Origin of the sequence: Acetobacter sp. P5B1 (assembly GCF_018811985.1) — a bacterium.
GTDB lineage: Bacteria > Pseudomonadota > Alphaproteobacteria > Acetobacterales > Acetobacteraceae > Acetobacter > Acetobacter cerevisiae.
The window spans coordinates 147,654-172,643 of sequence record NZ_JACRVS010000007.1 but is presented as its reverse complement, the minus strand read 5'-3'; the positions used below and the strand labels follow the sequence as shown (position 1 = coordinate 172,643).

The following is a 24,990-nucleotide window of genomic DNA, read 5'->3' as shown; positions in this document are numbered from 1 at the left end:
CCGTGGCAGTACATGCAACGGATGGCAAGTTGCGCCTGCGTGACTATCAGGACGAGGCCGTGTCCGAAACATGGGAATGGCTCAATTACAATGCAGGAGCGCCTGTCATTGAAGCACCTGTCGGGGCCGGGAAATCTATTATCATGGCCGAGATCATGCGACAGGCCTGCGAGGACTACCCGGATACGCGCATCCTGATGGTGACGAACAGTTCTGAGCTGGTCCGCCAGAACCATGACAAGCTGTTGGCACTCTGGCCATCTGCGCCGGCTGGCATCTATTCGGCAGCACTCGGCCTCAAGCAGATTAATGCTCAGATCCTGTTTTGCACCATTCAGAGCGTTTACAAGCTGGCCTACAAGATTGGCCGTGTACATCTCATTCTGGTGGATGAGGCTCATACGATTGGCAGAAAAGAAAAAAGCATGTGGGGCCGGTTCCTGACCGACACCCGCATTGTCAATGCTGATCATCGCATGATCGGCCTGACAGGCACCCCATGGCGGTTGGATACTGGCTCTCTGATTGATGGTGATGACCGGCTATTCCATGGGATCAGCTACCGGATAGCCATGATCGATCTGATCCGGCGCGGGTTTCTGTGTCCGGTCGTGTCGCGTCCGACCGGATTGCGCGTGGATGTAACGGGCGTGCGGAAAACGGCAGGTGACTACAATATCGGGCAGTTGACCCAAGCCGTAGATGACCTAACCGAGCAGGCAGTTGATGACCTCATCCAACGAGGCCGGGATCGGCGCACGTGGATGATTTTCGCCCCGTCTGTAGAGAGCGCGGGACACATCCAGGCCGCCGTGCAGGCGCGGGGCATCACATGCGCGATTGTCACGGCAGACACGGACTCCCATGAGCGCGAACGCATCCTGAGTGCGATGCGGGACGGGCGCATACGGTCCGCCGTCAGTGTAGGCACTCTTACCACCGGCATTGACGTGCCGCCGGTGGATATGGTGGTGGGTCTTCGGCCTACCATGTCATCGTCCCTTGTCATCCAGATGGTGGGACGGGGCATGCGACTGTCGCCCGATACCGGAAAGACAGACTGCCTGCTGGTAGACTATGCCGGGTGGCTCCAGCAGCACGGTCCGATTGACCTGATCGAGCCTCCTCGACGCAAAGGGGAAGGGGTGGCGCCGAAGAAGGCATGCCCTGAATGCGAAACCAGTCTGCCCATCCATGTGATGGACTGCCCCACATGTGGGTATGTGTTTCTACCCCCTGAAAAGGAGGCCGAAGGGTTGCGGGCGTCTGATCTGCCTGCCCTATCCACGCAGATTGCCCCTGAGCGCGTGCGCGTGACTGACGTGCGCTACAAGCGCCACCCCGGAAAGGACGGCAAACCTGACAGCCTGAGAGTCGATTATATCTGCGGCGTGTCCGTCTTTAAAAAATGGGTCTGCATCGACCACACTGGCTATGCCCGGCAGAAGGCCGTGGAATGGTGGGCAAAAGCCCGTGCGCCTAATCTGGCCGGGCAGCCGGCACCCTACACACTGGATGAAGGGCTGCAGAAGACAGAACAGCTTCGCAAGCCTGTCGAAATTGAAATCCTGAAAACTGGCAAGCATTTCGAAGTGCGCAGGCAGTTTTATGAAGACGGGAGTGTGTCCGTATGAGCGACGTTACTCAAACTGCATTTGATGCAGGACTCCAATCCGCACTGGACTGGCTGGAAGTCTATAAGAAAACAGACTTTGCAGAATTTACCGAGGCTGAAGCCCGAAGCTTTTTTGCGGCCTTCCTCGACACCTACAGCCTCAAAATCGCCATGACGTGGGATTTGCATGAAATCAAAAAAGTTGGAGTTCCTTCCCGTGGGTAATCTTGATTTTATCGACTGGTCCAAAGTGCGCGTGCGGGAACCGTACGAAGAACTGATCACGGAATTCGGCATTCCGTATCCGATTTTTCCATGTGGCAAGAACAAGCGCCCCTTGACTGAGCATGGGTTCAAAGATGCCTCGACTGACGAAGAGCGCGTCAAGGCCATGTTTCGAGCCTGCCCAGGCGCACGCATCGGGATGCCGACAGGCCGGGCATCCGGAATTTTTGTGATCGACATTGATACCAAGGACGGGCCCCACGCGCAGGACTGGATGGTCGGCCTGAACCTGCATAATGGGACCAAGTGCGTTAAAACGCAGTCGGGCGGCTATCACCTTTGGTACCGGATGCCGGACGTGGAACTGCGCAACACACAGTCCAAGCTGCACCCAAATGTCGATACCCGCGGGGAGGGAGGCTATGTGCTGATCCCGCCGTCAGACGGGTATTATGAATTCAATGATCTGGAACCGGCAGAGTTGCCGGAATTTTTGCTGGAGGAATTAACGCGCAAGCCCGCGCCGGCAACATCGGTGCAGCATGTTGATGCCCAGAGGCGACTTGATGGGGGAACCGCTTACGGGTTGGAGGCACTGGCCCGCGAATGTGCAGCCATCCGAAGTGCGGCAGACGGACAGAAGCACGGGATCTTAAACAAGGCGGCGTATTCGATTGGCGGCCTGGTTGGCGCTGATGAGCTGGATGAAGGGATCGCCATTGCCGAGTTGCGCGGTGCGCTGTTTGATATTCGGGACCGGTGCCGGGATTTTCGGGCCGCCGAACGAACGCTGGAGAACTCATTCGCGGACGGCTTGCGGCGGCCGCGGCAGGTTGACCACCTGGACCCCGTGGATGATGGCACGGATTGGACCCCTATCCTCAGCACCATTCGGCCCGAGCGCACCAATTTACCGGAGCGTCAGGTTGGCTCCCTGATCCCGGACCGGATCATGCAGGTAGACGGGTTCTTGCGGGAGTTTGTGGACTATACCACCCGCACAGCCCGGCGGCCGCAGCCCTTTGCGGCACTGGCCGCTGGCATCGCGCTGGTGGGGGCGCTGGCCGGTCGACGGTACCGTACGCAAACGGATCTCTGGTCAAATATTTACGTGGCCACCATCATCGACAGCGCAGGCGGCAAAGACCACGCCCGCAAGGTTATCAAGCTTCTGCTCCAGAAGGCTGGCCTGATGTCGTATCTGGGCGGCGAAGACATTGCATCCGGAACGGCGCTGCATACCAGCCTGATGCTTCACCCTTCCCGCGTGTATCTGGTGGATGAATGCGGCGACTTCCTGCGGGGTGTACTTGGCACTAAGGCCAGCGCGCACAAGCAGCAGATAGCTCAGAAGCTTAAGGCCCTCTACACGTCATCATCCGGCATCATGCTGGGCACCGAATATGCTGACCAGTCCGAAAAGGGCCGTAAACGCGAGGACCTTTGCAACCCCGTGGCCTGCATCTACGGTACTAGCACGCCTGCGCAGTTCTGGGACGCGGTGGCTGGGGCTAGTCTTTCGGACGGCCTGATGGGGCGGTTCCTGGTGTTCGTGCCGGAAGAAAATTATCCGGCCATGGTCGATGCTCCACTTGAAGATATTCCCGACAGTCTAGTCGATGCCGTCAAACGCATCGCAGCCGGATCCACTGCGCACGCGCCAGGCAACATCGAAAACCTGCTGATGGCCACCGAGGCCGCAGCACCATACACCGTGCAGAGCAGCCTGCAGGCGGTCAAGTCGCTCAAGGAAATCCAGACCAAGCAGGAGACGTTGTTGCGGCAGAATGAGGGGACATACATCACGTCCTTGGCCGGGCGCATTGTGGAAAATGCTCTCAAGCTGGCACTCATCAGCGCCATATCACGAGAGCAGGAACGCCCGGTCATCTCCGGCAAGGATATGGAATGGGCCGGAGAGCTGGCCCTCCATTGTTTTGATGCCATGCGGACAGGCGCGGAGCGGTATGCCAGCGAGAACCAGGGGCAGGCCCGCATGAAGGACGTGCTGAATGCCATCCGGCGCTCGGGCGAGGTGACGGCGCGGCAGGTAATGCGTGCGCTGGGCATGAAAATTTCCGTCAAGGAGCGCGACGAGGCGCTTTCTGCTCTTGTAGAGGGCGGCTGGATTGTGGCAGAACAGAAGGCATCTGGCGCTAAGGGTGGTCGCCCGTCTGTGGTTTACAAAATCGCAGAATAGTTCTGTCAGTTTTGGCAGGTTTTGGCTTTGACGAAACCTGCCGCAAAAAATGGCGGTAAACCGCCAAAAAAATCACAAAAATAGGTTTCGTCAGTTTTGACACTACACGTGCGTGCTCGCGCATTTTCAGAAATAGTATGTATATAATAATAAAAACTATAATAACTATATTATATATATAAATCAGTAGGTTAGGTGGGTAGGTTTTGACATTCAGAAACCTGCCAAAACTGACGAAACCCCAATAAAAAATGAGACACCAAGGAATGACCAGAATTCCATCCCTTTTCTCTGTACATGCCGCGTGGGAATGGAGATCATGCCGAAAAACAGCCACAGCGCCCGCCACAGCGGCCCGGAACCAATCGGAGCATACGTGGGAGCCGGAAATCATCAGAGGGCAATGTAGGGGGATTTAGGGGTATGTTCGAGAAAGTTGGAACTAATGAGCGGGAAGAGGTGCCTTGGGACGAATGGCAGGACCCGTTTAAACCTCTGGCGCCGGTCGCAGGGAGCGTGACCATCCACGAGCCAGAGCCCGGCCTGATGGATGAGGAGATCCTGCCGCTTGAAGCTGACTGGTTCAGGGGGCCGAAATAAAACACCTAGAATAGAGCGGGGAGTACAGAAAGGCCTGTACTTTTGGCGATGGGGATGATTATTTATGCGTTCATTAATTCAAAAATTCATGAATGCAAAAATGCTCCTGCCCCACGAACACAGAGCGCACCCTGATGGAACCGTAACGCGATGGGTGAGCATTGACGGAGTTCCAATAAAGTTGCGCGGCAACCTCACCGTGGATGGCAAAAAGTTCGCGCCTACACGACGTCCTGACTTGCCGCTCTACGTTGAAGGAGTTGAGGCCATTGCTGATGACCAGTGAACCCACCGACTGCCGCCACCCCAACAACGCCAGCATCTACGCGCCGCCCCGGAATTGGGAGGTGGCTTGTGCGGCTACTCAGGTGAAGCACGGGGTGCCGTTGACTGAGGCGCAGAGGGTGGCGGTGGAGGCGGCGAGGAAATGAGCATGCCCAGCCGCCACGTCAAACAGATCCTTGCAACCGTCAAAAAGCGTGGATGGGTCGCGCAGATCACGAATGGCGGCATGACAGCGGCGCTTTTCTGTTTGGCTCAGCGACGCCGGGTGACCGCCGGGCAGCGCGCAACCTTATGGCGCAAATGCGGAGAGTGGAGGCGGGTTGTGCACTGCGATAAAGCGCCGCCTGCTCTGGTTATTCTTGGCTGGGTGGTCTGTGTTTTGATCTTGGTTTTTGTGGGTGGGTGATATGAAAAAAGCTATCAGGCGTCCGCGCCACGAAATCCGGCAGGCTCAGGATATGGGGCCGACGCCGGAAAGAGAGCGCCGGTCCGACTGGTCTGGCAAGACGCCAAAGCGTGTTCTGACCACCGTGCAGGCCCTGCTGAACGCGGGCGATATCACGCAGGACGCGGCCAACGCTGCTGACCGCTGGTATCGCGATTATGCGTTTGGGTATCACGACTACCGGGAGTTCGCCCCAGACCATGTGGCAGACACTACCACACGGCATGATGCAGTCTCGTGGCAGGTCGTGCGAGCCACTGCGTGTGGGCGGATTGTTGATGTGCGGCAGGCTCTGGGCGTTTGTGCGCATCAGCGGCTGCGGATGATGTTGGTGGATGAGCTTTCATTTCGGGCGATGGGAGAGGCTCTTTTTCCCAAACTGAACACGACTGTGGCCAGAGGGAAACTATCTGCTCAGTGTAGCCTCATCCTGGAGCAGTTGTCGGAATATTATCGAGCCTTAAATCGGTCCAAAGAAAAAACTTGTACCCCGCATGCGGATTTGGTATCAGCTTAATCACAGTCGAATACTTACGCCTGCCAAGCCGCCACAGAGCGGCTTTTTCTTTGCCCGGAAATCCTGATGCCCCTCCAACGCGGTCACGTCGTGCAGTTTGCGCGATATCGTGCCGTGTGCGTGGCGGTTCGGAAGAGGAAGGCTCTGGTCTGTAAGATTATCCATCCGGATGACTTGTGGCACCGGGCAGACATGCCGCTTGATTGGCTGGATTGTCTGATGGGTGGGCTAACGACTTCCCTGCGCATTCGGTGCTGGCCGCATGTCGTCCGCAATCATGATTTGCAGGTTGTTGGTGAGGTATCGGCGGGCTGCATGGATCGGGTTGATCGCATGGTTAATCGGGAGCGCGGGTTGCGTGGGTTTGAGGATAGGTGGAGTTTGAGGGATGGCCGGACGGAAAAAGCCAGACCTTAAAATAGTCCGTGTGGATATTGCTTCAGTGTGGGAAGAAATTCTCTCGAAGCTGGAAGATGGTTTGACGCTTCGCCAGTTATGCGATGAGCCGGGCATGCCATGCTGGTCCGGGTTAAGGAAATTTATCAGAGCTGACCAGGAGCGAGTGACACAATACGCGCACGCGCGCGCGGTCGGGGCAGAGGCACTGGAAGACGAGCTACTTCAAGCGGCCCGTTCCGCCAGTCCCGAAGATGCCAACGCGCGCCGCCTGCAAGTTGACGCCCTCAAGTGGGTCATGTCCAAACGCGCCCCCAAAGTCTATGGCGACAAGATCACCCAGGAACATACAGGCGAGGGCGGTGGGCCGATCAAATTCACTGCCGTCCGTCGCATCATCGTGGACCCCAATAAATCTGAGTAAATGACAGCCCTCGATATACCGACAGCGCGCGTCTTTGAGCCGCTTCTGGCTCCAAGTCGGTACAAGGGTGCATACGGCGGTCGAGGTTCGGGAAAGTCTCACTTCTTCGGTGAGAACATTGTTGAGGAACACCTCAGCACACCGGGCCATCGGACGGTCTGTATCCGTGAGGTGCAGAAATCCATCGAGCGTTCATCGAAGCAGTTGATCGTGGATAAGATCAACAAGTTTGGCCTGAACCGCCTGTTCGATGTGCAGGACCAGCTCATCAAGACGCCCGGCGATGGCCTGATTATCTTTCAGGGCATGCAGAATCACACTGCGGACAGCATCAAGTCTCTTGAGGGATTTGACCGCGCGTGGATCGAGGAGGCGCAGTCTATCAGCGCATATTCGTGGCGCATGCTGCGGCCTACCATGCGTAAGGCAGGCTCGGAAATATGGGCAAGTTGGAACCCTGCCAGACCGGAAGACCCGATTGATGACTTCTTTCGTGGCCCCGGCTCTGACCGCGCTGACCTGATAGCGGTTCGGGCTAACTGGTCCGATAACCCGTGGTTCAATGACGGCACGCTCCCAACCGAGCGTGTCGAGGATCTGAGGGCACGGCCAGACGAATACGGGCATATCTGGGAGGGTGATTACGTCACCATTTCGGACGCCATCATCTTCCGGAACCGGGTCACTGTAGAGGACTTTCGCTCTCCAGAAGATGCCCGGTTCTATTACGGCGTTGACTGGGGCTTTGCAAAAGACCCAACCGCTGCGGTTCGGTGCTTCATTCAGGACGAGTGCCTGTTCATTGACTATGAGGCGGGCGGCGTTGGTGTGGAACTGGATGACACGCCAGCCCTGCTTGAGGAGATTCCCGGCGCGTATCGCTGGCCTTGGAAAGCGGATGGCGCGCGGCCTGAAACGATCAGCTTCTTGGCGAACCGTTTTGGCTTCAAGATCAGTGCTGCCGAGAAATGGCCGGGCAGTGTCGAGGACGGCGTTGCCCGGCTCAAGGCCTTCAAAAAGATCGTCGTCCACCCGCGCTGCAAGAGAATTGCAGAGGAATTTCGCAAGTATTCCTACAAGGTGGACAAGAAAACCGAGGATATTCTGCCCGTCATTGCTGACGCGTGGAACCACTACATCGACGCACTGCGGTACGCTCTTGATGGCGTGATCCAGAACCGTCGCCGCATGCCGAAATTCACCCAGCAGACCGTGCAGAGAATAGCCCGACAATGAGAAACTGGTTCAAGCGAACGCCCAGGGCTGAGCAGCCGGTACGGCGCATTGAGCCAGTGACGAAGAAAAAACCACGCCTTCCTCGCTTCAATGCGCCAGAAGCGCGTGACCTGTTCGAAACGGCACAGCGGGTGTTTGCGCCCTATGTGCCGCCCAAAGGGGTGCGTGGCGATAACGCTCAAATTGCCCTTGATAGTGCGCTGACGGAGTTCACGCAGGCGAACTACAGCATCGTCAGCAGTTTCATTGCAGATGGCCTGAATTTTAAAGGCTACGCGGACCTGTCAGCAATGATGCTGCGGGCTGAGTTCCGTAAGCCGGTAGAGACGCTGGCCAAGGAATGCACCCGCGAGTGGATACGCTTCCGGTCCGTGGATACTGAGGACGACGAAGACGATACGGTGGCCGACAAAATCCGTGCCGTAGAAGCGGAGTTCAAGCGCCTGCGAGTGCGTGAGGTCGTCCGGCGTCAGATCATCCACGGGCTTGGATTTGGCCTTGGCCATATCTGGATTGACGTGAACGGTGCCGCCCTCACGTCAGAGGCGCAGATGAAGCCGCTGGTTGTGAGTGCGAATGGGGTAAGGAAAGGCTCCCTGCGTCGGATCGAAAACGTCGAGCCGATGTGGACGAATCCGAACAATTACAACGCCGACAACCCGCTCAGGCCAGACTATTTCAAGCCCACAACGTGGTGGGTGCAGGGCGTGCAGGTGCATGCCAGCCGTCTGCTGACGGTCGTGCCGTTTGAAGTGCCGGACATTCTCAAGCCTGCGTTCAATTTCGGCGGCCTGTCTCTCACGCAGCAGCTTGAGGCGTACGTCCACAACTTCCTCCGGACGCGCCAGTCTGTTTCGGACATGGTGAGCAACTATGCCACCAAGATCCTGAAAACAGACATGACCGGCAACATGCAGGCTGATGGCTGCATGAGTTATGGCGATATCGAAGTGGACAGCATAACGGGCCGCGTTTCCGCCATGAACGCATGGCAGAGCAACAACGGCACGTTTGTCCTCGATAAAGATAACGAGGACTTTGATATCAAGGCCGCGCCCTTGACTGGCCTGTCAGAGATGCAGGCGCAGTCTCAGGAGTTCATGGCTGGTATCCCCGGCATACCTCTGGTGAAGCTATTCGGCATCCAGCCACAGGGCCTGAACGCATCATCTGAGGGTGAAATTCGCGTCTTCTACGACGAGATTGCCGCCTTTCAGGAAGCGAACGTCGCCCAGACCGTGCGCACCATTTTCGAGCTGATCCAGCTTAATCTGTGGGGGCAGGTCGATCCGGATCTTGACTTCGAATTTGTCCACCTGTGGCAGCTTTCTGAGAAAGAAGCCGCTGAGGTCGAGAAGATCAAGACAGACACAGACGCGGTGAACGTGCAGGCGGGCATCATGGCCCCGGCAGAGTGTCGTCAGCGCAATGCGTCTGACCCACATAGCATCTATCGAAACGTGAGTATCTCAGGGCCGCCGCCTGACCCGCCAGACCCGGAAGAGGACGGCGCGGGGCTTGAGGGGTTGCTGACGCGTGGCGAAGAGAGTGAGGAATAGTGGCTCAACTTCGCTGTCAGTCTGCGCAGGGCAAGCGCATTGCCCCTGTGCGGGCCAGTGCGGGCGTTGAGGCGCAGTATTATGGCGCGATGGTCAAGCTGTTGCGCCGGATGCACCGTGAGGTTGTGGCCGAGGTCGAGGCTGCGTATCGCCCTGTAGAGCCGGTGATCGGGGCCGATGCCTCACCCCTAGCGCTCCTGCGCAAAGCGATGGACGCGATCACCCGGCGCTGGCGCAACAGGTTTGATGATCTGGCGCAGGAGATGGCAGAGCGGGCCGTGGCGGGTGCGCAAAAGCACTCTCAGACTGCGTTTATGTCCGAACTGAAGCGGCACGGGTTTACCGTCAAGTTCAAGCCGACCGCTCTTGTCAAGAATATGGTCGAGCAGGCGATTTCTGAGAATGTCAGTCTGATCAAGGGCATGTCTGAGGATCACCTGAAGGGGATTAACACGGCGGTCAATCTGTCCGTGATGAACGGGCGCGACCTGCACAGCCTTTCGGAAACGCTCCAGAAGCAATACGGCATCAGCAAGCGTCGGGCTGCGTTCATCGCCCGAGACCAGAACAATAAGGCCACCGCCACCATAAACCGCGTGCGGCAGATGGAGCTTGGTCTCAAGGAGGCGATTTGGGTCCATTCCAGCGCCGGGAAAGTGCCCCGGCCAAGCCACCTCAAAGCAGGGCGCGAAAAGCTGCGGTACCGACTGGATCAGGGCGCTTACATTGACGAAAAATGGATACACCCCGGCGAGTTATGCAACTGCCGGTGTGTATCGTCTGTGATTATTCCGGGGTTTGATGATGACTGACGTTCTCGCGCTCGACCGCTCCGTGCGGCGCATAGATGTGGACGGGCACCTGTTTGTTGAGCGCTGCATCCTCAGCGCCGCCGTGGTGTCCCCCTACTATGGGCGCGAAATTCCGGGGGCGGAAGCTCTGGGGCTTGAGCCTGATAAAATCTATCAGCTCTACCGCGATGCCGATGCGCTCAGTGCCGCTGCTGAGACGATCAACGGCAAGCCCATCCTCGACATTCACCAGCCGATCAATGCCGAGGATCACCCCAAACAGATCACGGTCGGCTCTGTCAGCAATGCCAGGTTTGAGGCCCCCGACTTGATCGGCGAGCTGTCAATCTGGGACGGCAACGCGATCAAATCCATTCAGGACGGCTCGAAGCGGTGTGTCTCAGCGGGATACGCGTACCGGGCCATCCCTGAGGTTGGCGAGGTAGACGGCCAGCCCTACACGCTCAAGATGGTGGATATCCGCTTCAACCATCTTGCGCTCGTTGAAACCCCCCGTGTGCAGACCGCCATTATTGGCGACAGCGCACCCACCCCAATGAAGGAAAAGAGCATGGCTGCACGTAAGCCCATGTCAGCGGCGGCTAAGGTTGCAGCCGCTCTGAAATCCGGTCGCCTTGCCATGGATGCGTCTGAAGAAGACGTGAAGAAGTGCATGGATGACGACGAGACGGACGGCGCTGAGGACGAAACGCCGGAAGAAAAAGAGGCCCGTGAGAAGGCCGAAAAGGAAGCGGCAGAGAGGAAGGCCGCTGACGAAGCCGCTGAGGCTGAGGCTAAGAAAAAGGCCGAAGATGAAGCTGAGGAAGAACGCAAGAAGAACAAAGAGGAAGATGAGAAAGCGCAGGACCGCGCCATCTCCCTTGCTGTTGACAGCGCCCTGAAAGCTGAACGCACCCGCACCCGCGCAGCCGAGGACGCAAAACGCCTTGTCGCTCCGCTGGTCGGGGAAGTTTACGGCCTCGATAGCGCGGACGAGATCATGCGTTACGCTCTTAAAGAGCGTGGCATCACCGGCCTTGATGGTGTGAACACCGCTGGCCTGCGTGCGCTGGTTGACCAGCAGCGCGGCATTGTTTCCGAACCCAACCGCACCACGCTGATTGCTACTGATTCCGCCTCTGAGGGCGGCGTCCTGCATGGCGTGACCGCGCCTCGCAAACTGTAAGGGGGCAGATATGCCTTTTCAGAGTTCTGTAAATTATAACTGGGCCGCAGGCTTTCCGGGCCGATGGGCCAGCCAGAACCCCCGGCGCACCGTTATTCCGGGCCCGAACGGCTTTCGCGCTGGCGTTGGTGGCCTGCTGATTGCCCGCTTTGCTTGGGTTGGCGCTGACGGCGTTACACTGACCAATTCAGCCCCCACTGCCGAGGCCGGGTCGGGGGCCACCGCAACGGCGGCAATCACCGATGGCGCAGTGTCTTCCGTCACTGTGTCGGCAGGCGGCACGGGTTATTCCGTCGCTCCCATCGTCAGTCTGACTGGCGGCGGCGGGACCGGAGCCACGGCGGTCGCTGTTGTGAGCGGTGGAGCTGTCACGGCAATCAATGTCGTGAGCGCAGGGAGTGGCTACACAACGGCTCCCACAGTCACCATCACCCCGCAGGCAGTGCCGACAGGCGCACCCAATGGCTTCGTCTATTCCGACCAGCAGGGGCTGACCACAGCTTACTTGCAGGAAAGCACCATGACGCTCCCTGAGGGCTTTATGGCGCAACTTGCTGAGGGCGGCGATATCTGGAGCGCATCCAGCACCCCGGCCACCATCGGTCAGTCTGTCTTTGCGTCTACCACGGACGGAAGCATCAGCACCGGTTCCGCGGGCGCAACCATTGCGGGCTCTATCGAAACCGCATGGAAAGTCTCTCAGGGCAACGCCGCAGGCTCTCCCATCATCATCACCGGCCCGGTTGCGGCTGCGTAAGGAAACACTGAAACATGAACATGATGTTCCGAAAGGATGCCCCCCGCCTTGCGCAGGACTGGGGCATCGTCATGGACGGCGTGCGCGGCTATATCTCCGAAATGGGGCAGGACGCGCTGCCCGCAGGCCTGCCGGTTACGGCCCCGAATAGCGGCATTCCGGCGATCTTCACGACCTACACCGATCCGAAGATCATCAAGGCAATTATTACGCCGACGAAAGCCGAAGAGATTTACGGCAGCGCCAAGAAGGGCGATTGGGTCACGGATACGGCTCAGTTCCCGATGGTGGAACTGTCTGGCTACGCCGCCTCCTATGACGATTACAGTCAGGCCGGAGACACGGACGCCAACGCCAACTGGCCGCAGCGCCAGTCCTTCCACTATCAGACGTGGACCAAGTGGGGCGAGCGCGAGGTGGAGCGCATGGGTGCGGCAAAGATCGACTGGGTGAACCAGAAGAACGAGGCCAGCGTTTCCGTCCTGAACAAGAACCAGAACCTGATTTCCCTGTTCGGGATCTCCGGTCTGGAGTTGTATGGTGCGCTGAATGACCCCAACCTGCCCGCTGCCATTACCCCGGTGCCTAAAACCACCCCGGCGGGCGCTGCGGCTGCTGGTAATACCTGGCTCGATACGTTCGACCCCATTCAGGTTTACAATGATTTTCTGAAAGCCTTTCAGAAACTCAACGTGCAGATGGGTGGCAATCTGACGTTGGAAACGCCGATGACTGCGGTGATCCCGACCGACCGCCAGCAGTGCCTGCTCTACACCAACATGTATCAGGTCTCTCTCAGCGACCTGCTGAAAAAGAACCTGCCAAACCTCACAATCAAAACACTCCCAGAGGCCGGTGCCGATCTAAGTGGTGGCAACAACATGGTCTCTATGATGCAGCTTTTTGTGGATGAAATTGACGGGCAGGAGACTGTCACGACCGCATTCACCGAAAAGATGCGCGCGCATGCGGTTGAGCGCTACTCCTCCAACTTCCGGCAGAAAAAATCACAGGGCACGTGGGGAACTATCTGGTTCTACCCCATCGCCTGCGCGACAATGACGGGGATCTGAAAACATGGCACTAGCAACATCTTCCAGAAGCGGCGCAACCGTGACCGTTATTTGTCGTATGCCGTCTGGCCTCGTGCTGGACCTCTACGACGATGGTGTTCTTGCTGCGCGGGCACAGGCCACGCAGCCGATCATGACGCCTCCAGCACCCAAGGAGAGTATCCGTCTCGCGGGTGCCCGGCGCGATCCGCGCTACCACAAGCGGGAAAACATCATGCTCGGCATGGGTGGCCGCACCGAGGTGTCAGCCGATTTCTGGGACGCATGGACGAAGCAGAATGCGAACTACATGCCCCTCAAGAAGGGGCTGATCTTCGCCATGCCGAAAGAGTCTGACGCTGTGGCGCGGCTTTCTGAGCTTCGCACTGAGCTAACCGGCCTTGAAGGTCTGGACAAAGACAAGCTCCCCGGCGTGAAGCCGTTTGACAAGGAAGACGCCTGATGTCTGGCACGACCACGGGCGTTGTCACGTTTGATTATGCGGCGTGGTCGGCCCGGTATCCGGCACTTGCTCAGAGCGTCAATCAGGCGTTGGCGCAGTCATATTTTGACGAGGCCACGCTTTACCTGAGCAACACGCCGTGCAGCCCCGTGCAGAACCTCGTTAAGCGGGGGCTTCTGCTGGGGCTGTTAGTGGCGCACCTCGCGCTCCTGAACCTCCCAGAGGACCAGGGTGGCACGGGTGGACTTGTGGGGCGCGTCTCCACCGCCACACGGGGCAGCGTCTCCATTGGCACAGATTACGGAACAACCTCGGAGCGTGCCGCGTGGTTCAACCAAACCCAGCCGGGGGCATCCTTCTGGGCCGCAACGCGCTTCCTGCGTCAGGCCCGGTATGTTCCCGGCTTTCCGCAAAGACCCCGCATATGGCCGTGAAGCTCTTTAAACTGGATACCGTACGCCGCTCACTCGCAACGCTTTTGGATAAAGTGGGCGGCCAGACGGAATTGCAGGTCGGGTTCTTTGAGGACGCAACCTATCCCGATGGAACGCCTGTTGCGTATATCGCTGCGGTTCAGGAGTTTGGCGGCACTGTTGAAGTGCCGGAGCATCAGACGGAAATTTACCGCTCCATCAGGAAGGATGGAACCTTCAACAAGAAGGGGAAATTCGTCAGGCGCAGCAAGTCAAACTTCGCCACCACGCACACTGTTCCTGCGCATGTAATCACCATTCCTGCGCGTCCTTTTATGCGAGACACTATAGCTCACAATAAAGATGAATGGGGCGCGGAGATGGGGGCGGCACTCAAGGCGAGTGGGTACAACGCGCACAACGCCCTCAACATTGTTGGTGAAAAAATCGCAGACCAGATGAAGGCGGAGATTAAGGCCTTCGGTGAGGCCGGCGGCAATGCTCCCAGCACCATCAGGAAGAAGGGATTTGATGCCCCCCTTGTTGATACAGGACACATGAGAGATTCCGTGTCCTACGAGGTCAAATAAATGCCACTCAACCTCTTCGGCATAGCAGGCCGCATGACCGGCGCGGTCAATCCGTGCATTCCGGCTGATCTGTATGCCAGCGATGGTGTGGAGGATACGCCGTCTGGCGAGGTCATTCCCAAATACATCGAGTGCCGTATCTGGATTGAGGTTCAGGCCATGACCTCGCAGGACTTGCAGCAGGTCGAAAACCTGAACCAGCAGGGCGATATGCGCGCCGTTTATATCCGGGGCGGCATCAAGGCTCTGAACCGCCCTCTGCAATATGGTGGCGATTTTATAAAGTTTTACAATTCCTACTGGAAGGTGACCCAGTCCCTTGAGGAATGGGGAGACGCTGAATGGTGCAAGGTAGCAGTAACCCGCCAGATATCACCGCCCCCGGGCTGCTCGTAACCCCGTCCGAGAAGGATATTTACACGGCGGTTAAGGCGTGGATCACGTCGATCCTGCCTTTCTTCATCACAATCCGGCAGGGGCAGCTAAATGACGTGGCCGCGCCCATTGGCCCGTTCATGCTCATGACCATCATTGGCCGGGAGCGTATCGCCACCAACGGATGGACCTACACGGAAACTGAGCGCGTGGTGGTCGAACAGACGCGCATTTCCATGCAGATATCCGCGTTCGGGCAGGGGTCAGGCAACCTGATCCAATCTGTCCTAATGCTCTGGCGAGATATGAGCGCGGCGGATGCTCTGGCAGCGTCCGGCCTGCCCATAGCCCCGCTGCATACATCAGACATTCGGCAGCTCGGGTTTATTAATGCCGAGAAAAACTACGAGGATTGCTGGAGTGTGGACCTGATTTTACAGGCCAATATCACAACCCGCATTCCTCAGCAGTTCGCAACGTCAGCCCAGATTGCGCTGATTGAAGCTGAAACCCTAGACAAGGCAAACTCATGACCCTCTCAATCAGTAGCATCATTAAGGTGGTGCCGGGGGTGATTTCCCCTACGGGGAATGTCAACATCCTCACCGGCCTGGTGCTTTCTACAAACACAAGCCTTGCGGCTGGCCTGACCTCATTTACGTCGGCCTCCAGTGTGGCCACGGCTTGCGGCTCATCCTCTGTGGAGGCCCAGATTGCCGCAGTCTATTTCGCTGGCTACACCGATGCGCAGGACACTCCAGCCAAGCTGTATTTTTACCAACTTCCCGCATCCCCCGTGGACGCTGATTACGGAACGTATCTGTCTGACGCCGCCAGCGCGACATCGGATTGGGCACCATTCATGTTCGCGCAGGAACCTAATGCTACAGCCAAGACGGCGGTTGCAGCGTGGATGGCGGCAAATCCCAAGCGCTATTGGGCAGTTATCCAAGACAACGATACGACCATCCTAACCGCAGACGCGACGAGTACATTTGGCGCGACCGTTCTGGCGGCCGGGACGGACGGCATTACCTGTTTTGATAACACCGATGGAAATGGGACACTTCGGTGCGCCGCTGCCCTATCGTGGGCCGGTTGTATCAATCCGGCGCGCACCAATGGCAGAACAAGCCTGATGTTCCGCACATTTTCAACTATTGTTGCGTCCAGCATCACCGATGCGCAGGCTGAAAATCTCCTTGCGAACGGCTATAATTTCTACGGCTCGTATAAGCCCTATGAAAGCACCTTCAATTGGATGGTGAATGGCCAAGTATCCGGAAAATATCTGTGGGCTGATGCTTACATTAACCAGATATGGATGAATGCCTCATTCAAAGAGGCGCTGGCAGATATGTTCTCAAGCACACGCGTTCCTATGGATTCCGTTGGGGATACCATTGTCGAAGCAGCTCTCCAGCCCACGATTGAGCAGGCGCTCTCATTTGGCGCGATTGACGTTGGGATAACCCTATCGAGCGATGAAGTTTCTCAGGTCAATTCCATGGCTGGGAAAACGATCGCAGGAACACTCCAGGCGCAGGGGTACTATTTGATCCCGGGCGCATCTGCTGCGGCCGCCGCTACACGCGAGCAGCGAACGGCAATTAACGGGATGTTCTTCTACACGGATGCTGGTTCCGTGCAGTCCATCAGCCTGAACAGTGTTGAGGTGCAGTAACAATGTCCGATTACAATATTACAGCCGCCAACGCGATCTATACGATCACGGTGCCGGGGCTACTCAATGCGCCGTTTACGCTGAAAAACTTCTCCGCTGACCGCATGTTTGAGACTGAGGCACGGGAGCTGGCCGAGGAATCCATGTCCGTTGACGGCTATCTGAACGTGGGCTGGGTTGCCAATGCGGTGAGCCAGACCATCAGCCTGCAGGCCAGCAGCGACGAGGCGAGTATTTTTGATACTATCGTCACGGCGCAGGATCAGGTGAGGAATACCTATCGTCTGGGTGCCGTTATCCAACTCCCAGCGGTCGGCAAGAAATACACAATGGTTCGCGGCTATTTGCGCTCCATCGTGCAGATCCCCTCGGCCGGCCGCGTGCTGGAGGCCCGGCCATTTGAGGTGCGTTGGGAGCGGGTCATCCCGGCTGCAATCTGATGGCGCTGAAGCAGAAAACCGTCACTGTCCCGCATGAGGGCGCTGACAAGGGCAAAATGTTCGTCCTTACCCGCATGTCCGCCTATTTGGGCGACAAGTGGGGGCGGCATGCAGTGCAGGCGGCCATTAAAGGGGGTGGCGCGATCCCCGGCCTGACTGAGGGTGGCGGCCTTGCGGCGGTTGCTGCGGCTGGCATCGGCATCTTCGGCAGCATGGAGCCCGCAACCATGGACACGCTGATTGATCAGCTCCTCGAGTGCGTGGCCTACGTGCCGGACCCGGCTAATCCGGCTGTCACCATGCCATTCAAGCTGGCGGCCAGCACAAACCAGATTGAGGAAATCCCCACAGTGGGCTGGCTCCAGAAGGAAGCCTTCGCCATGCACATGGATTTTTTCAAGGGCGTCGGCCAGTTGTTCTCCCTGCTCACCCTGCTGCTGCAAATGGACAACAACGACCCGTCGCCCGATGCAGAAACATCAGTGAGCGCATCGCCCTCGTAATCAGCGAGGGCGTCGCCAGCCTCCACGATCTCCAGACAGTCTATGACAGCGAGGGCTTTGAGGACCTGCTGGAGATTGCTGTCGTAAAACGGTTTAATAGGTAAACGTGATGTCTGAAAAATCGAAGACAGTTGAACTCACAGTGTCTGTTTCATTTCCTGAGGGCTTTTCTGAGAGCTTCTCTGATCTTATCAGCCGCCGCCTTCTCGATTTCGGGTCTATTCTCAGCGATGAATTTTTCCGAAACCTCGTTGCGCGTCCCGGCGACAAAGCCGCAGGCCTGACAGACAACCTTGTCATCTCCCCCAGGCTCTCCATCCCTGACTTCGACGCCAAGGTCTCCGCCGCACTTCGGGCATTTCGGGCTGAATTGCAGGTTCCCTAACTCGCTCATTGATACACTCCCTAATGTTTCGTCTGCACAAATCCTGTCATGCCCAGCAGAGTCTGGCGTAATCAACTCTCCCGAAAGCAGTACGCATGCCCACCATGATTGATTCCCTCGTCGTCTCTCTGGGGCTGGACGCGAAAGCCGTCGTGAAGGGGCAGAAGCAGGCTGAGGGGGCGTTTAAGCGCGTTCATACCAGCGCCGCGAAGATGGGTGATGGCGTTGCCACAGCGGCCAATACGGCGGGTGATGCGTTCCATTCTCTGGAGCGCAAGGCTCTGGCATTCTTTGCCGTCCTGACCGCAGGCAAGACGCTCAAAGCGTTCATCAGCGACACGACCAGCGCCAACGTGGCCGCCGGGAACATGGCCCGCAATTTGGGTGTGTCAGTCAACAGCCTGACGGCTTGGCAGAAGGCGGCTCAGGCCGCCGGTGGCTCTGCTGAGGATGTGTCCGGCTCCCTCGGCTCTCTGGTGTCTCAGTTCCAGACCATCGATGGCAGGCGCAATCTGGGCATGACGTTCGGCCAGATGGGCGTGCGGCTGGAAGGCGCGAACGGCCAGTTGCGCGACATGAACGGCCTGATGCCGGACCTTGCCCGCGCAGCGCAGCGTCTTGGTCCGCAGTTGTTCTCGGCTCTTGGTTCTCAGGCCGGGTTCTCTCAGGGGTTCATCAACCTGCTGGAGCAGGGGCCGGAGCATATCCAGAAGCTTTATGCATCGCTCCAGAAGTATGCACCGACGGAAAAAGACACCACAGAGTCTGCAAAACTCCTAGAATCTTGGACGCTATTAACTGCACAGTCAGAAGCGTTTGGGCGATCGATTATGACCGATCTAAGCCCAGAAGTGCGTGAACTGATGGACCTATTCAGCGGTTTCGTACGCTCAAACTCTGACGCATGGTTGGCAAACATTAAGACGGGCGCAGATCAGCTAACGGCGTCTATCAAGAGCGTAAATTGGGAGAAGATTGGCCTAGAGATTAAGGCTTGGTGGGATTACATCAAGGCGATTGACTGGAATAAAGTCGGCCAGGAAATAAAGTCTTTTGGTCAGAGCGCAGATGGCGCGGCTCAGTTTGTCGGGGGATGGGCAAAAGCCGTTGAGTTGCTATTTGCGCTGTGGGTGGGCTCAAAATTCCTTGCCGTTTTACGAAATGTGCAACTTTTGGCCGCAGCCAGCGGTGCGGGGTTAGGCGGAATTTCCAAGCTTATTGCGGCCGCGGGAGTAGGGTATGCTGCTCACAAGGGGCTTGAGGCAGCAGACCCGAACGACAACATCGGCGGCTGGATGGATAGCAATGTGCCGGGCGCGTCATTCTTGGACAATCTTGCATCGAAAGTAGGGATGGGCCGCTCTTACGCGGAGCAGAATGCGCGCAAGGCTATCAGCGCCGCATCCCCTGCTGACATGATCAAGATTGCCAATATGTCCGTAGGCATGGGGTGGAGTAGGGAGCAGGCAATGGGCCTGCTATCCAATGCCATGTCTGAGAGCAAGCTTGACCCGTTTTCTGTGGGGGATAACGGCGGCGCATACGGCCTTTTCCAGTGGCATGGAGACCGTCAGGCGCAATATGCTGCGCGCTACGGGCACACCATGCAGTCCGTTAAGGATCGGGACGCAGCGACCAAAGAGCAGATGGATTTTGCGAACTGGGAGCTATCACACACCGAGAAACAGGCCGGAGATTATCTCAGAAAAGCTACTGACGCAGGTATGGCCGGGGCCATTGTCTCTCGATATTTCGAGCGACCAAAAGATCAGGACGGCGAGGTCGAGAAGCGAGGGGCCTTGGCGGAATACCTGGCTTCGCAAAAAAGCGTTGTGGGGGCTGCGCTGTCCACTCCGACAAGCGGTGGCACCACAAACAACGTCACCAACAACATGACACTTCACGTTCCCGGCGGAGACCCGAAGCAGATCACGAAGGCCGTCAAAGCGGCCTTCAATGATCCTCGCATGCAGGCGTGGCAGACTAATATGGGGTTGGTTTAAGACGCGCAGCAGAAGATGTGCATACAGAATAAATTAGTCGGCTGGTGTAACATTTGTAAACCTCATCTCAAAATCAGGATCTTCCATTGAGCCCGATTGGGTGACGCTGGTCTCATCAAGGCAGTCGTCTTGAGAGGTGCTGAATCTTCCGCTAAAAATAACTCGTTGCCCGTCCCGCAAGTTGGATACTTGAGAGAAAACAGGATCAGAAGGCGCGATTAAAGTTCTCTGTTCTCCCAAAGAGTCTGAAAAAGAGTTGTTGCTTGTTCCAACGGTTGCGTGGGGAGATATCCTGATTTTCAAAACTCCATATCCACTCGAATTGGAAGATAATTCCTCTACAGTCCCAACCCAGTTATTGATTTGCGGGGAGCGTATTAAGCTGCATATTTTGCTTGCGCGTCTTGGGCGGGCAGCTCCTTTTTGGAAGTCATTCTGGCCATTTTCATATTCCTGCCTCCCTTCATCGACGATCAATATCAAATCATCCTCTTTGGTGCTGGGCTGCGCGGCAGAAGATTGCTGCGTATTATAAGCGGTTCCAGCGCCGGACGGATTTACGGGAGAGTAGCTCTCTTGCTCCTGCGGTGCGGATTGACCACTCCCGGACAGAAGAGCATTGGCATCAGCTTCAGATATAAACCCGTCAACCTGCGGCCTGCGGGATACACGCTGCCATGTCTGTATTGCTTGGCGCGTTGCTTCGCCATAAACGCCGTCCGCAGTTGCTGATGCCGGCAGATATCCCATCGCTATCAGTCTTGCTTGCAGCGCAATATGCTCATTAATGGGGCGCTTAGCTTCCTCAAGGGCAGAGCCAGATAAGCGATGGCGGTATTTTTCAGTTAACGCATCCATTTGTGAAATATAACACGCAGGATCAGCGGGTGGCAGCAATTGAGGGTTCTGGGGATCAATTGAAGCGACGCATTGCTTCAATACAGCATCGTCGGTGATAGCTTCTTGTTTGAGGTATTTCCACCCAGATTGCCCCACTAATTGCCGTAGTGCGTAATACGTCTGATCAAAAATAAGTTCATGCTTGGCCGCATCACTATTCTGGCAAAGCATTGTGGCTATGCTGTCTTTGGAATGGTCAACTGAACAGTTAAAATCTGGCTTGTATTCCTGAGCCCAAGCCACACTGGGTGCGACCAGAACAGCCGCCAAAAATAGAAATCGTTTCAAATCCGCCTCCCGTTACAATCCGGGAGACGATAGCCGTACAGGGCGGCGGGGGAAACTCTTATGGTACTTCCCAGTCAAGTGTACTACCATCACCGCGGAATGAAGGAGAGAGTGCATGTCTGAGGGGCAAGACTTTGATCTGTTTTATGCCAAAGAGCGCGCCAGACAGGCAGAGGCTGCGCACAAAGCGAAAGAGGAAGCATTAAATAGAACGAAAGCTCGGGCGACCTCTCTACTGGGTTGGGCGATTACGCTGACCACAGCCTCCGTTGCTGCTGCCATGCAAGGGAAATGTAAGAGCGCGGCGTCTGTGGCTGCCTTTGGTTTTTTCGCAACATCAGTGCTGTGTGCAAAGGTTCTGTATTCCACCAAGGCGCAGATCCTTTTGCAGCCGCCTGCGCGATTTGATGGAATCATGCGGGAAGGAGACGAGAAAACGGAGTTGGGGTTTTACCGAGCTTTTTCTGAGTTCGCAGAAGAAGTGGACACAGCGAACGATACAGCCATCACCAAGGACCAGAAAACCATGCGGCTGGCGTGGATTGTTGGATGCGCAACCCCAGCCGCCGCGGCTTTATTTGCGTTTGGGGCTTGGCTGATTGGGTGCGGCAGGAGTGCGTAGACTCTTTGGCGCACTGTCAAAAGCCATCGCGGAAGGCTTTTTGCTCATGACATTTTCCAGTCGACTTGGCTGACTGACTGGCTGTGGCGTTGGCTTCTTATCTTTGTCACTCATGCGAATCCTCCATGAGGAGAAGCATGCCCGTACGGGGTGGGGTTGAGGAGTCAGGAAGCACCTTCTGCTTTGTCGGCTAGCCTCTCAGCCACAACCCGGAGAGCAAAGCGCTCTCCCTCGCTCATAGCGCGCCCCATGCGGACCAGAAGGCTCTGGCCTGACACAAGAAGGCGGCCTTCGGGTCGCCTTTTCCTTGTACATACCCACAAAACATGAGAGCCTCCCCGCATGCCCCTTGATGCCATCCCTTTACAATCGGTCTGGGATATCCCTGTAGCTGCTGGCGTGCCTGCACTGCTGGGGCAGTCTGTCTCCACAGGGATTGCGGCCTCAGCATCGACCATCCTCGCGACCGCGCTGGATGAATATACCATCACCAATGCGGCCAGTCAGTGGGGGATTTTTACCGCCAGCAATCAGCCTGTGCTGACCTCGGGCCACGTAAGGGCGGTTGGTATCCAGAGCATGTATCAGACGTCTGATGCCCCGCAGGAAAACGGCTCGTTTCTCAGCTATAACAAGAGTCGCATACCAGGCCGCTATGAGGTGGAGATGGTGTGTGACGGCAGCAGCTTCGAGTATGGGTCGGCCAGCATCTTTTCTGACCTCCTGTCCTCAATGGGGCTGTCGTCGTCTCCGTCCTCTGCCGCGCAGACAAAGGCCCTGTTCACGGCGGCTCTCGGGCAGCTTTCCTCCAGCCTTGATCTGTATGCCGTGGCAACGCCCGAGGCCACATATTCCAATGTGAACATCCTTGGCTACTCTCTGGAGCGGGAGGCGCACAGAGGCGTTTCCATGCTGTATGCGAGGATCTATCTGCAAGAAATACGAATGACGGCAAAGGCCGGTGCAGCAACGGCGCAGGAAGCGTCTGGCCAATCCATGGTCACGGGAGGCAATGTGCAGACGCAAAGCCTGACTCCAGATCAGGAAAATGCCATCAACCCGCTGGATGCATTCTGATGGCGACCGTCACTATCCCCATCAGCGCCGTGGCCTATCAACAGATCAATGTTCCGCTATCAGGCAATGCTGTCACGCTCACAATCCAGCAGCGTACCAACGGTGTCTATATGGACGTGTCTCTAAACGGTACACAGATCCTTGCAGGCATCATCTGTCAGGACCGCACGTGGATTGTCAGGCGCGCATACCTCGGGATGCCGGGCGATCTTTGCTTTTTTGACACGCAGGGCACGCAAGACCCCGATTATACCGGCTTTGGCAGTCGCTACATCCTGATCTACGAGGCAGGAAAAAATGCCGGGTAGTTTCACGCAAAAGAAAATTGATATCGATTTTGATATCAGGCAGGGCGGATTTTCCGGAAGCCCGGAAACCATCACCCTCATGGACCATCGCGTAAGCTGTCAGGTTCTCAGCACTGGCCTTGAAACAGGCATGATGTGCTCCGTCCGGATCGAGGGCATGAAGCTCAGCACCATGAACCGCCTGTCTGTGGCGCAGGCCAGTGTGATTGATCAGTCATCAAACACTATCACTGTGCGTGCGGGAGATGCGGGGGCCACACGCCCAATCATTTTCACGGGTGGAATTGTCGAGGCATTTGTTGATTACGGAGGCGCGCCGAACGTCGCATTTCAGGTCACAGCGTTATCCACCTCGATTCCAGCCGCGATGCCAATCGAACCGACGTCCTTCGCCGCTGGGGCAAAGATTTCCGACATCATGCAGGCAATTGCAGGCAAGGTTGGGCTCGAATTTACCAATCATGGTGTTGATGCCGTTATGACGGGCGGCGTCAATTATCCCGGATCAGCGATGCAGCAGATTGACGCATGCGCTCGGTCCGTCGGTATTGAATATCATATCGGCATGGACACCCTCTCAATCTGGCCAAAGGATGTTGCTGCGTCTGATACCGCCATCCTTGTTTCTGCTGATACGGGGATGGTCGGCTATCCGAATTACAGTCAGGGCGGTGTGCTGGTGCAGACGCTATTTAACCCTGGCATCAATTTCCGGGACACCATCAAGCTGCAAAGCGAATACTCGCCAGCGGCATGGGTCAATAATTACGGGCAATTACGGGAAGTGGCGGGCGCTGCCTCCATGTATCCGCCCTCCAATGGCTTGTGGGTTGTGCAGAAGATCGAGCATGATCTGCAAACAGAAACTCCGGGCGGCCCGTGGTTTACCATGCTGGAGGCGCAGCGGCCTGAATTTGCAGGAAGGGTGGCGACCTTTGGCCGATAAATACACAGGGACAAAAAAAGCCTCGGACAGCGCGAGTAATTTTAACGCACTGAATTCGGCAATCCGACGCATTTTGAGCATGGGCGGCGGTCCGGCGCTGGTCGAGGTAAAGGCGGTGAACGGTACCGGCCTGAACCCGGCTGGATTTGTCGATATCCTGCCGATGGTCCACCAGCAGGACGGGGCAGGGCGCACAATGCCCCACGGCCTCATACACGGCGCACCTTATGCGCGGCTACAAGGCGGCAAGCGGGCCTTCATCTGCGACCCGGCAGTCGGTGATATCGGAATTGCTATCGTCTGCGCCCGCGATATTTCAAACGTTAAAATCAATCGCAAGCCCTCTGCGCCGGGGTCATTCCGGCAGTTTGATCTAGCGGATGCGGTCTACCTCGGCGGCTACCTAAACGCCACCCCAGAGGAATACTGCGGCTGGATCAACGGCGACTTCCACGTAAAAACCGCCGGAAAATTCATCGTTGACGCTGCCGAGTGCGACATTAACTGCGCGGTTAACGTGTCGGGCAGCGTGACAGCAACGGGCGACGTGAAGGCCGGGGACATTAGTCTGGAGCAGCACAGGCACCCCGGTGTGCAGACTGGCGGCGGAGAAACCGGGCTGCCAGAATAGTCTTGTACCCGCATGCGGGATGTGCAATATTCCCTTCATCCTGCAAATTTCTGTATCTGGCCGTCCTTCGGGGC

The 24,990-nt window shown here is 56.9% G+C and carries 31 protein-coding genes; 29 read left to right on the top strand and 2 right to left on the bottom strand.

Going from position 1 to position 24,990, the window contains the following annotated elements; translation table 11 throughout:
- Positions 1 to 2: 2 nt before the first annotated feature.
- From KP703_RS06665 to KP703_RS06555, 23 genes are all read left to right on the top strand, one after another.
- On the top strand, positions 3 to 1,634 hold the full coding sequence (locus KP703_RS06665) for a DEAD/DEAH box helicase (RefSeq protein ID WP_215754224.1): 1,632 nt from the start codon (positions 3 to 5) through the stop codon (positions 1,632 to 1,634).
- Positions 1,631 to 1,840, top strand: coding sequence for a hypothetical protein (locus KP703_RS06660; RefSeq protein WP_215754223.1), 210 nt, complete (start codon positions 1,631 to 1,633; stop codon positions 1,838 to 1,840). The genes KP703_RS06665 and KP703_RS06660 overlap by 4 nt, the downstream gene beginning before the upstream one ends.
- Entirely contained in the window at positions 1,833 to 4,040 is a 2,208-nt protein-coding gene (locus KP703_RS06655) for a bifunctional DNA primase/polymerase (protein ID WP_215754222.1), read from the top strand. The genes KP703_RS06660 and KP703_RS06655 overlap by 8 nt, the downstream gene beginning before the upstream one ends.
- A 423-nt stretch (positions 4,041 to 4,463) precedes the next feature.
- Positions 4,464 to 4,640, top strand: coding sequence for a hypothetical protein (locus tag KP703_RS06650; RefSeq protein WP_215754221.1), 177 nt, complete (start codon positions 4,464 to 4,466; stop codon positions 4,638 to 4,640).
- Between the two features lie 64 nt (positions 4,641 to 4,704).
- Entirely contained in the window at positions 4,705 to 4,926 is a 222-nt protein-coding gene (locus KP703_RS06645) for a hypothetical protein (protein WP_215754220.1), read from the top strand.
- 141 nt (positions 4,927 to 5,067) lie between these two features.
- Positions 5,068 to 5,331, top strand: coding sequence for a hypothetical protein (locus KP703_RS06640; protein WP_215754219.1), 264 nt, complete (start codon positions 5,068 to 5,070; stop codon positions 5,329 to 5,331).
- A 1-nt stretch (position 5,332) separates the two neighbouring features.
- On the top strand, positions 5,333 to 5,887 hold the full coding sequence (locus tag KP703_RS06635) for a hypothetical protein (RefSeq protein WP_215754218.1): 555 nt from the start codon (positions 5,333 to 5,335) through the stop codon (positions 5,885 to 5,887).
- 66 nt (positions 5,888 to 5,953) lie between these two features.
- Positions 5,954 to 6,304, top strand: coding sequence for a hypothetical protein (locus KP703_RS06630; RefSeq protein WP_215754217.1), 351 nt, complete (start codon positions 5,954 to 5,956; stop codon positions 6,302 to 6,304).
- Positions 6,276 to 6,707 carry a hypothetical protein gene (locus tag KP703_RS06625; protein WP_215754216.1) on the top strand — a complete coding sequence of 144 codons (432 nt, stop codon included), beginning with the start codon at positions 6,276 to 6,278 and terminating at the stop codon, positions 6,705 to 6,707. The genes KP703_RS06630 and KP703_RS06625 overlap by 29 nt, the downstream gene beginning before the upstream one ends.
- Entirely contained in the window at positions 6,708 to 7,943 is a 1,236-nt protein-coding gene (locus tag KP703_RS06620) for a PBSX family phage terminase large subunit (protein WP_215754215.1), read from the top strand.
- Between the two features lie 56 nt (positions 7,944 to 7,999).
- Positions 8,000 to 9,502 (top strand): DUF1073 domain-containing protein, encoded by a 1,503-nt coding sequence (locus KP703_RS06615; RefSeq protein WP_215754214.1) that lies wholly within the window; start codon positions 8,000 to 8,002, stop codon positions 9,500 to 9,502.
- Entirely contained in the window at positions 9,502 to 10,314 is an 813-nt protein-coding gene (locus tag KP703_RS15840) for a phage minor head protein (protein ID WP_215754213.1), read from the top strand. Before KP703_RS06615 ends, KP703_RS15840 begins: the two co-directional genes overlap by 1 nt.
- Positions 10,304 to 11,479, top strand: coding sequence for a DUF2213 domain-containing protein (locus tag KP703_RS06605; RefSeq protein ID WP_215754212.1), 1,176 nt, complete (start codon positions 10,304 to 10,306; stop codon positions 11,477 to 11,479). The genes KP703_RS15840 and KP703_RS06605 overlap by 11 nt, the downstream gene beginning before the upstream one ends.
- A gap of 10 nt (positions 11,480 to 11,489) precedes the next feature.
- Positions 11,490 to 12,236: a hypothetical protein gene (locus KP703_RS06600; protein WP_215754211.1), complete on the top strand. Its 747-nt coding sequence runs from the start codon at positions 11,490 to 11,492 to the stop codon at positions 12,234 to 12,236.
- A gap of 14 nt (positions 12,237 to 12,250) precedes the next feature.
- Positions 12,251 to 13,309: a DUF2184 domain-containing protein gene (locus KP703_RS06595; protein ID WP_215754210.1), complete on the top strand. Its 1,059-nt coding sequence runs from the start codon at positions 12,251 to 12,253 to the stop codon at positions 13,307 to 13,309.
- 4 nt (positions 13,310 to 13,313) lie between these two features.
- Positions 13,314 to 13,751: a hypothetical protein gene (locus tag KP703_RS06590; protein ID WP_215754209.1), complete on the top strand. Its 438-nt coding sequence runs from the start codon at positions 13,314 to 13,316 to the stop codon at positions 13,749 to 13,751.
- Entirely contained in the window at positions 13,751 to 14,185 is a 435-nt protein-coding gene (locus tag KP703_RS06585; RefSeq protein WP_215754208.1) for a DUF4054 domain-containing protein, read from the top strand. The genes KP703_RS06590 and KP703_RS06585 overlap by 1 nt, the downstream gene beginning before the upstream one ends.
- Positions 14,182 to 14,754, top strand: coding sequence for a hypothetical protein (locus KP703_RS06580; RefSeq protein ID WP_215754207.1), 573 nt, complete (start codon positions 14,182 to 14,184; stop codon positions 14,752 to 14,754). Before KP703_RS06585 ends, KP703_RS06580 begins: the two co-directional genes overlap by 4 nt.
- A complete protein-coding gene (locus KP703_RS06575; protein ID WP_215754206.1) occupies positions 14,755 to 15,150 on the top strand; it encodes a hypothetical protein in 396 nt (131 codons plus the stop codon). It begins immediately after the preceding gene.
- Complete coding sequence (locus KP703_RS06570) at positions 15,096 to 15,662, top strand: LIC_12616 family protein (protein ID WP_215754205.1); 567 nt, start codon at positions 15,096 to 15,098, stop codon at positions 15,660 to 15,662. The genes KP703_RS06575 and KP703_RS06570 overlap by 55 nt, the downstream gene beginning before the upstream one ends.
- Positions 15,659 to 16,813: a DUF3383 family protein gene (locus KP703_RS06565; protein ID WP_215754204.1), complete on the top strand. Its 1,155-nt coding sequence runs from the start codon at positions 15,659 to 15,661 to the stop codon at positions 16,811 to 16,813. Before KP703_RS06570 ends, KP703_RS06565 begins: the two co-directional genes overlap by 4 nt.
- A 2-nt stretch (positions 16,814 to 16,815) precedes the next feature.
- Positions 16,816 to 17,253 (top strand): phage tail fiber protein, encoded by a 438-nt coding sequence (locus KP703_RS06560; RefSeq protein ID WP_215754203.1) that lies wholly within the window; start codon positions 16,816 to 16,818, stop codon positions 17,251 to 17,253.
- Positions 17,253 to 17,756: a hypothetical protein gene (locus tag KP703_RS06555; protein WP_215754202.1), complete on the top strand. Its 504-nt coding sequence runs from the start codon at positions 17,253 to 17,255 to the stop codon at positions 17,754 to 17,756. The genes KP703_RS06560 and KP703_RS06555 overlap by 1 nt, the downstream gene beginning before the upstream one ends.
- A gap of 151 nt (positions 17,757 to 17,907) precedes the next feature.
- Here the strand turns inward: KP703_RS06555 and KP703_RS06550 are convergent, their stop codons facing one another.
- Entirely contained in the window at positions 17,908 to 18,150 is a 243-nt protein-coding gene (locus KP703_RS06550; protein ID WP_215754201.1) for a hypothetical protein, read from the bottom strand.
- Positions 18,151 to 18,236: 86 nt separating this feature from the next.
- Here KP703_RS06550 and KP703_RS06545 point away from each other — a divergent pair, with 86 nt between their 5' ends.
- Positions 18,237 to 20,144 (top strand): phage tail tip lysozyme, encoded by a 1,908-nt coding sequence (locus KP703_RS06545; RefSeq protein ID WP_215754200.1) that lies wholly within the window; start codon positions 18,237 to 18,239, stop codon positions 20,142 to 20,144.
- A 33-nt stretch (positions 20,145 to 20,177) separates the two neighbouring features.
- Here the strand turns inward: KP703_RS06545 and KP703_RS06540 are convergent, their stop codons facing one another.
- Positions 20,178 to 21,332 carry a peptidoglycan-binding protein gene (locus KP703_RS06540; RefSeq protein ID WP_252353884.1) on the bottom strand — a complete coding sequence of 385 codons (1,155 nt, stop codon included), beginning with the start codon at positions 21,330 to 21,332 and terminating at the stop codon, positions 20,178 to 20,180.
- Between the two features lie 115 nt (positions 21,333 to 21,447).
- On the opposite strand from KP703_RS06540, the gene KP703_RS06535 reads away from it, so the two are divergent.
- The 5 genes from KP703_RS06535 to KP703_RS06515 all read left to right on the top strand — a co-directional run bounded on the left by KP703_RS06535 (position 21,448) and on the right by KP703_RS06515 (position 24,916).
- Positions 21,448 to 21,954 carry a hypothetical protein gene (locus tag KP703_RS06535; RefSeq protein ID WP_215754199.1) on the top strand — a complete coding sequence of 169 codons (507 nt, stop codon included), beginning with the start codon at positions 21,448 to 21,450 and terminating at the stop codon, positions 21,952 to 21,954.
- A gap of 342 nt (positions 21,955 to 22,296) precedes the next feature.
- On the top strand, positions 22,297 to 23,031 hold the full coding sequence (locus KP703_RS06530) for a hypothetical protein (protein WP_215754198.1): 735 nt from the start codon (positions 22,297 to 22,299) through the stop codon (positions 23,029 to 23,031).
- Positions 23,031 to 23,339 carry a phage baseplate plug protein gene (locus KP703_RS06525; RefSeq protein ID WP_215754197.1) on the top strand — a complete coding sequence of 103 codons (309 nt, stop codon included), beginning with the start codon at positions 23,031 to 23,033 and terminating at the stop codon, positions 23,337 to 23,339. The genes KP703_RS06530 and KP703_RS06525 overlap by 1 nt, the downstream gene beginning before the upstream one ends.
- The gene (locus tag KP703_RS06520) at positions 23,329 to 24,285 is read left to right on the top strand and encodes a baseplate hub protein (protein ID WP_215754196.1); all 957 of its coding nucleotides are present in this window, start codon (positions 23,329 to 23,331) and stop codon (positions 24,283 to 24,285) included. Before KP703_RS06525 ends, KP703_RS06520 begins: the two co-directional genes overlap by 11 nt.
- The gene (locus KP703_RS06515; RefSeq protein WP_252353883.1) at positions 24,275 to 24,916 is read left to right on the top strand and encodes a baseplate assembly protein; all 642 of its coding nucleotides are present in this window, start codon (positions 24,275 to 24,277) and stop codon (positions 24,914 to 24,916) included. The genes KP703_RS06520 and KP703_RS06515 overlap by 11 nt, the downstream gene beginning before the upstream one ends.
- The last annotated feature ends 74 nt before the right edge of the window (positions 24,917 to 24,990 follow it).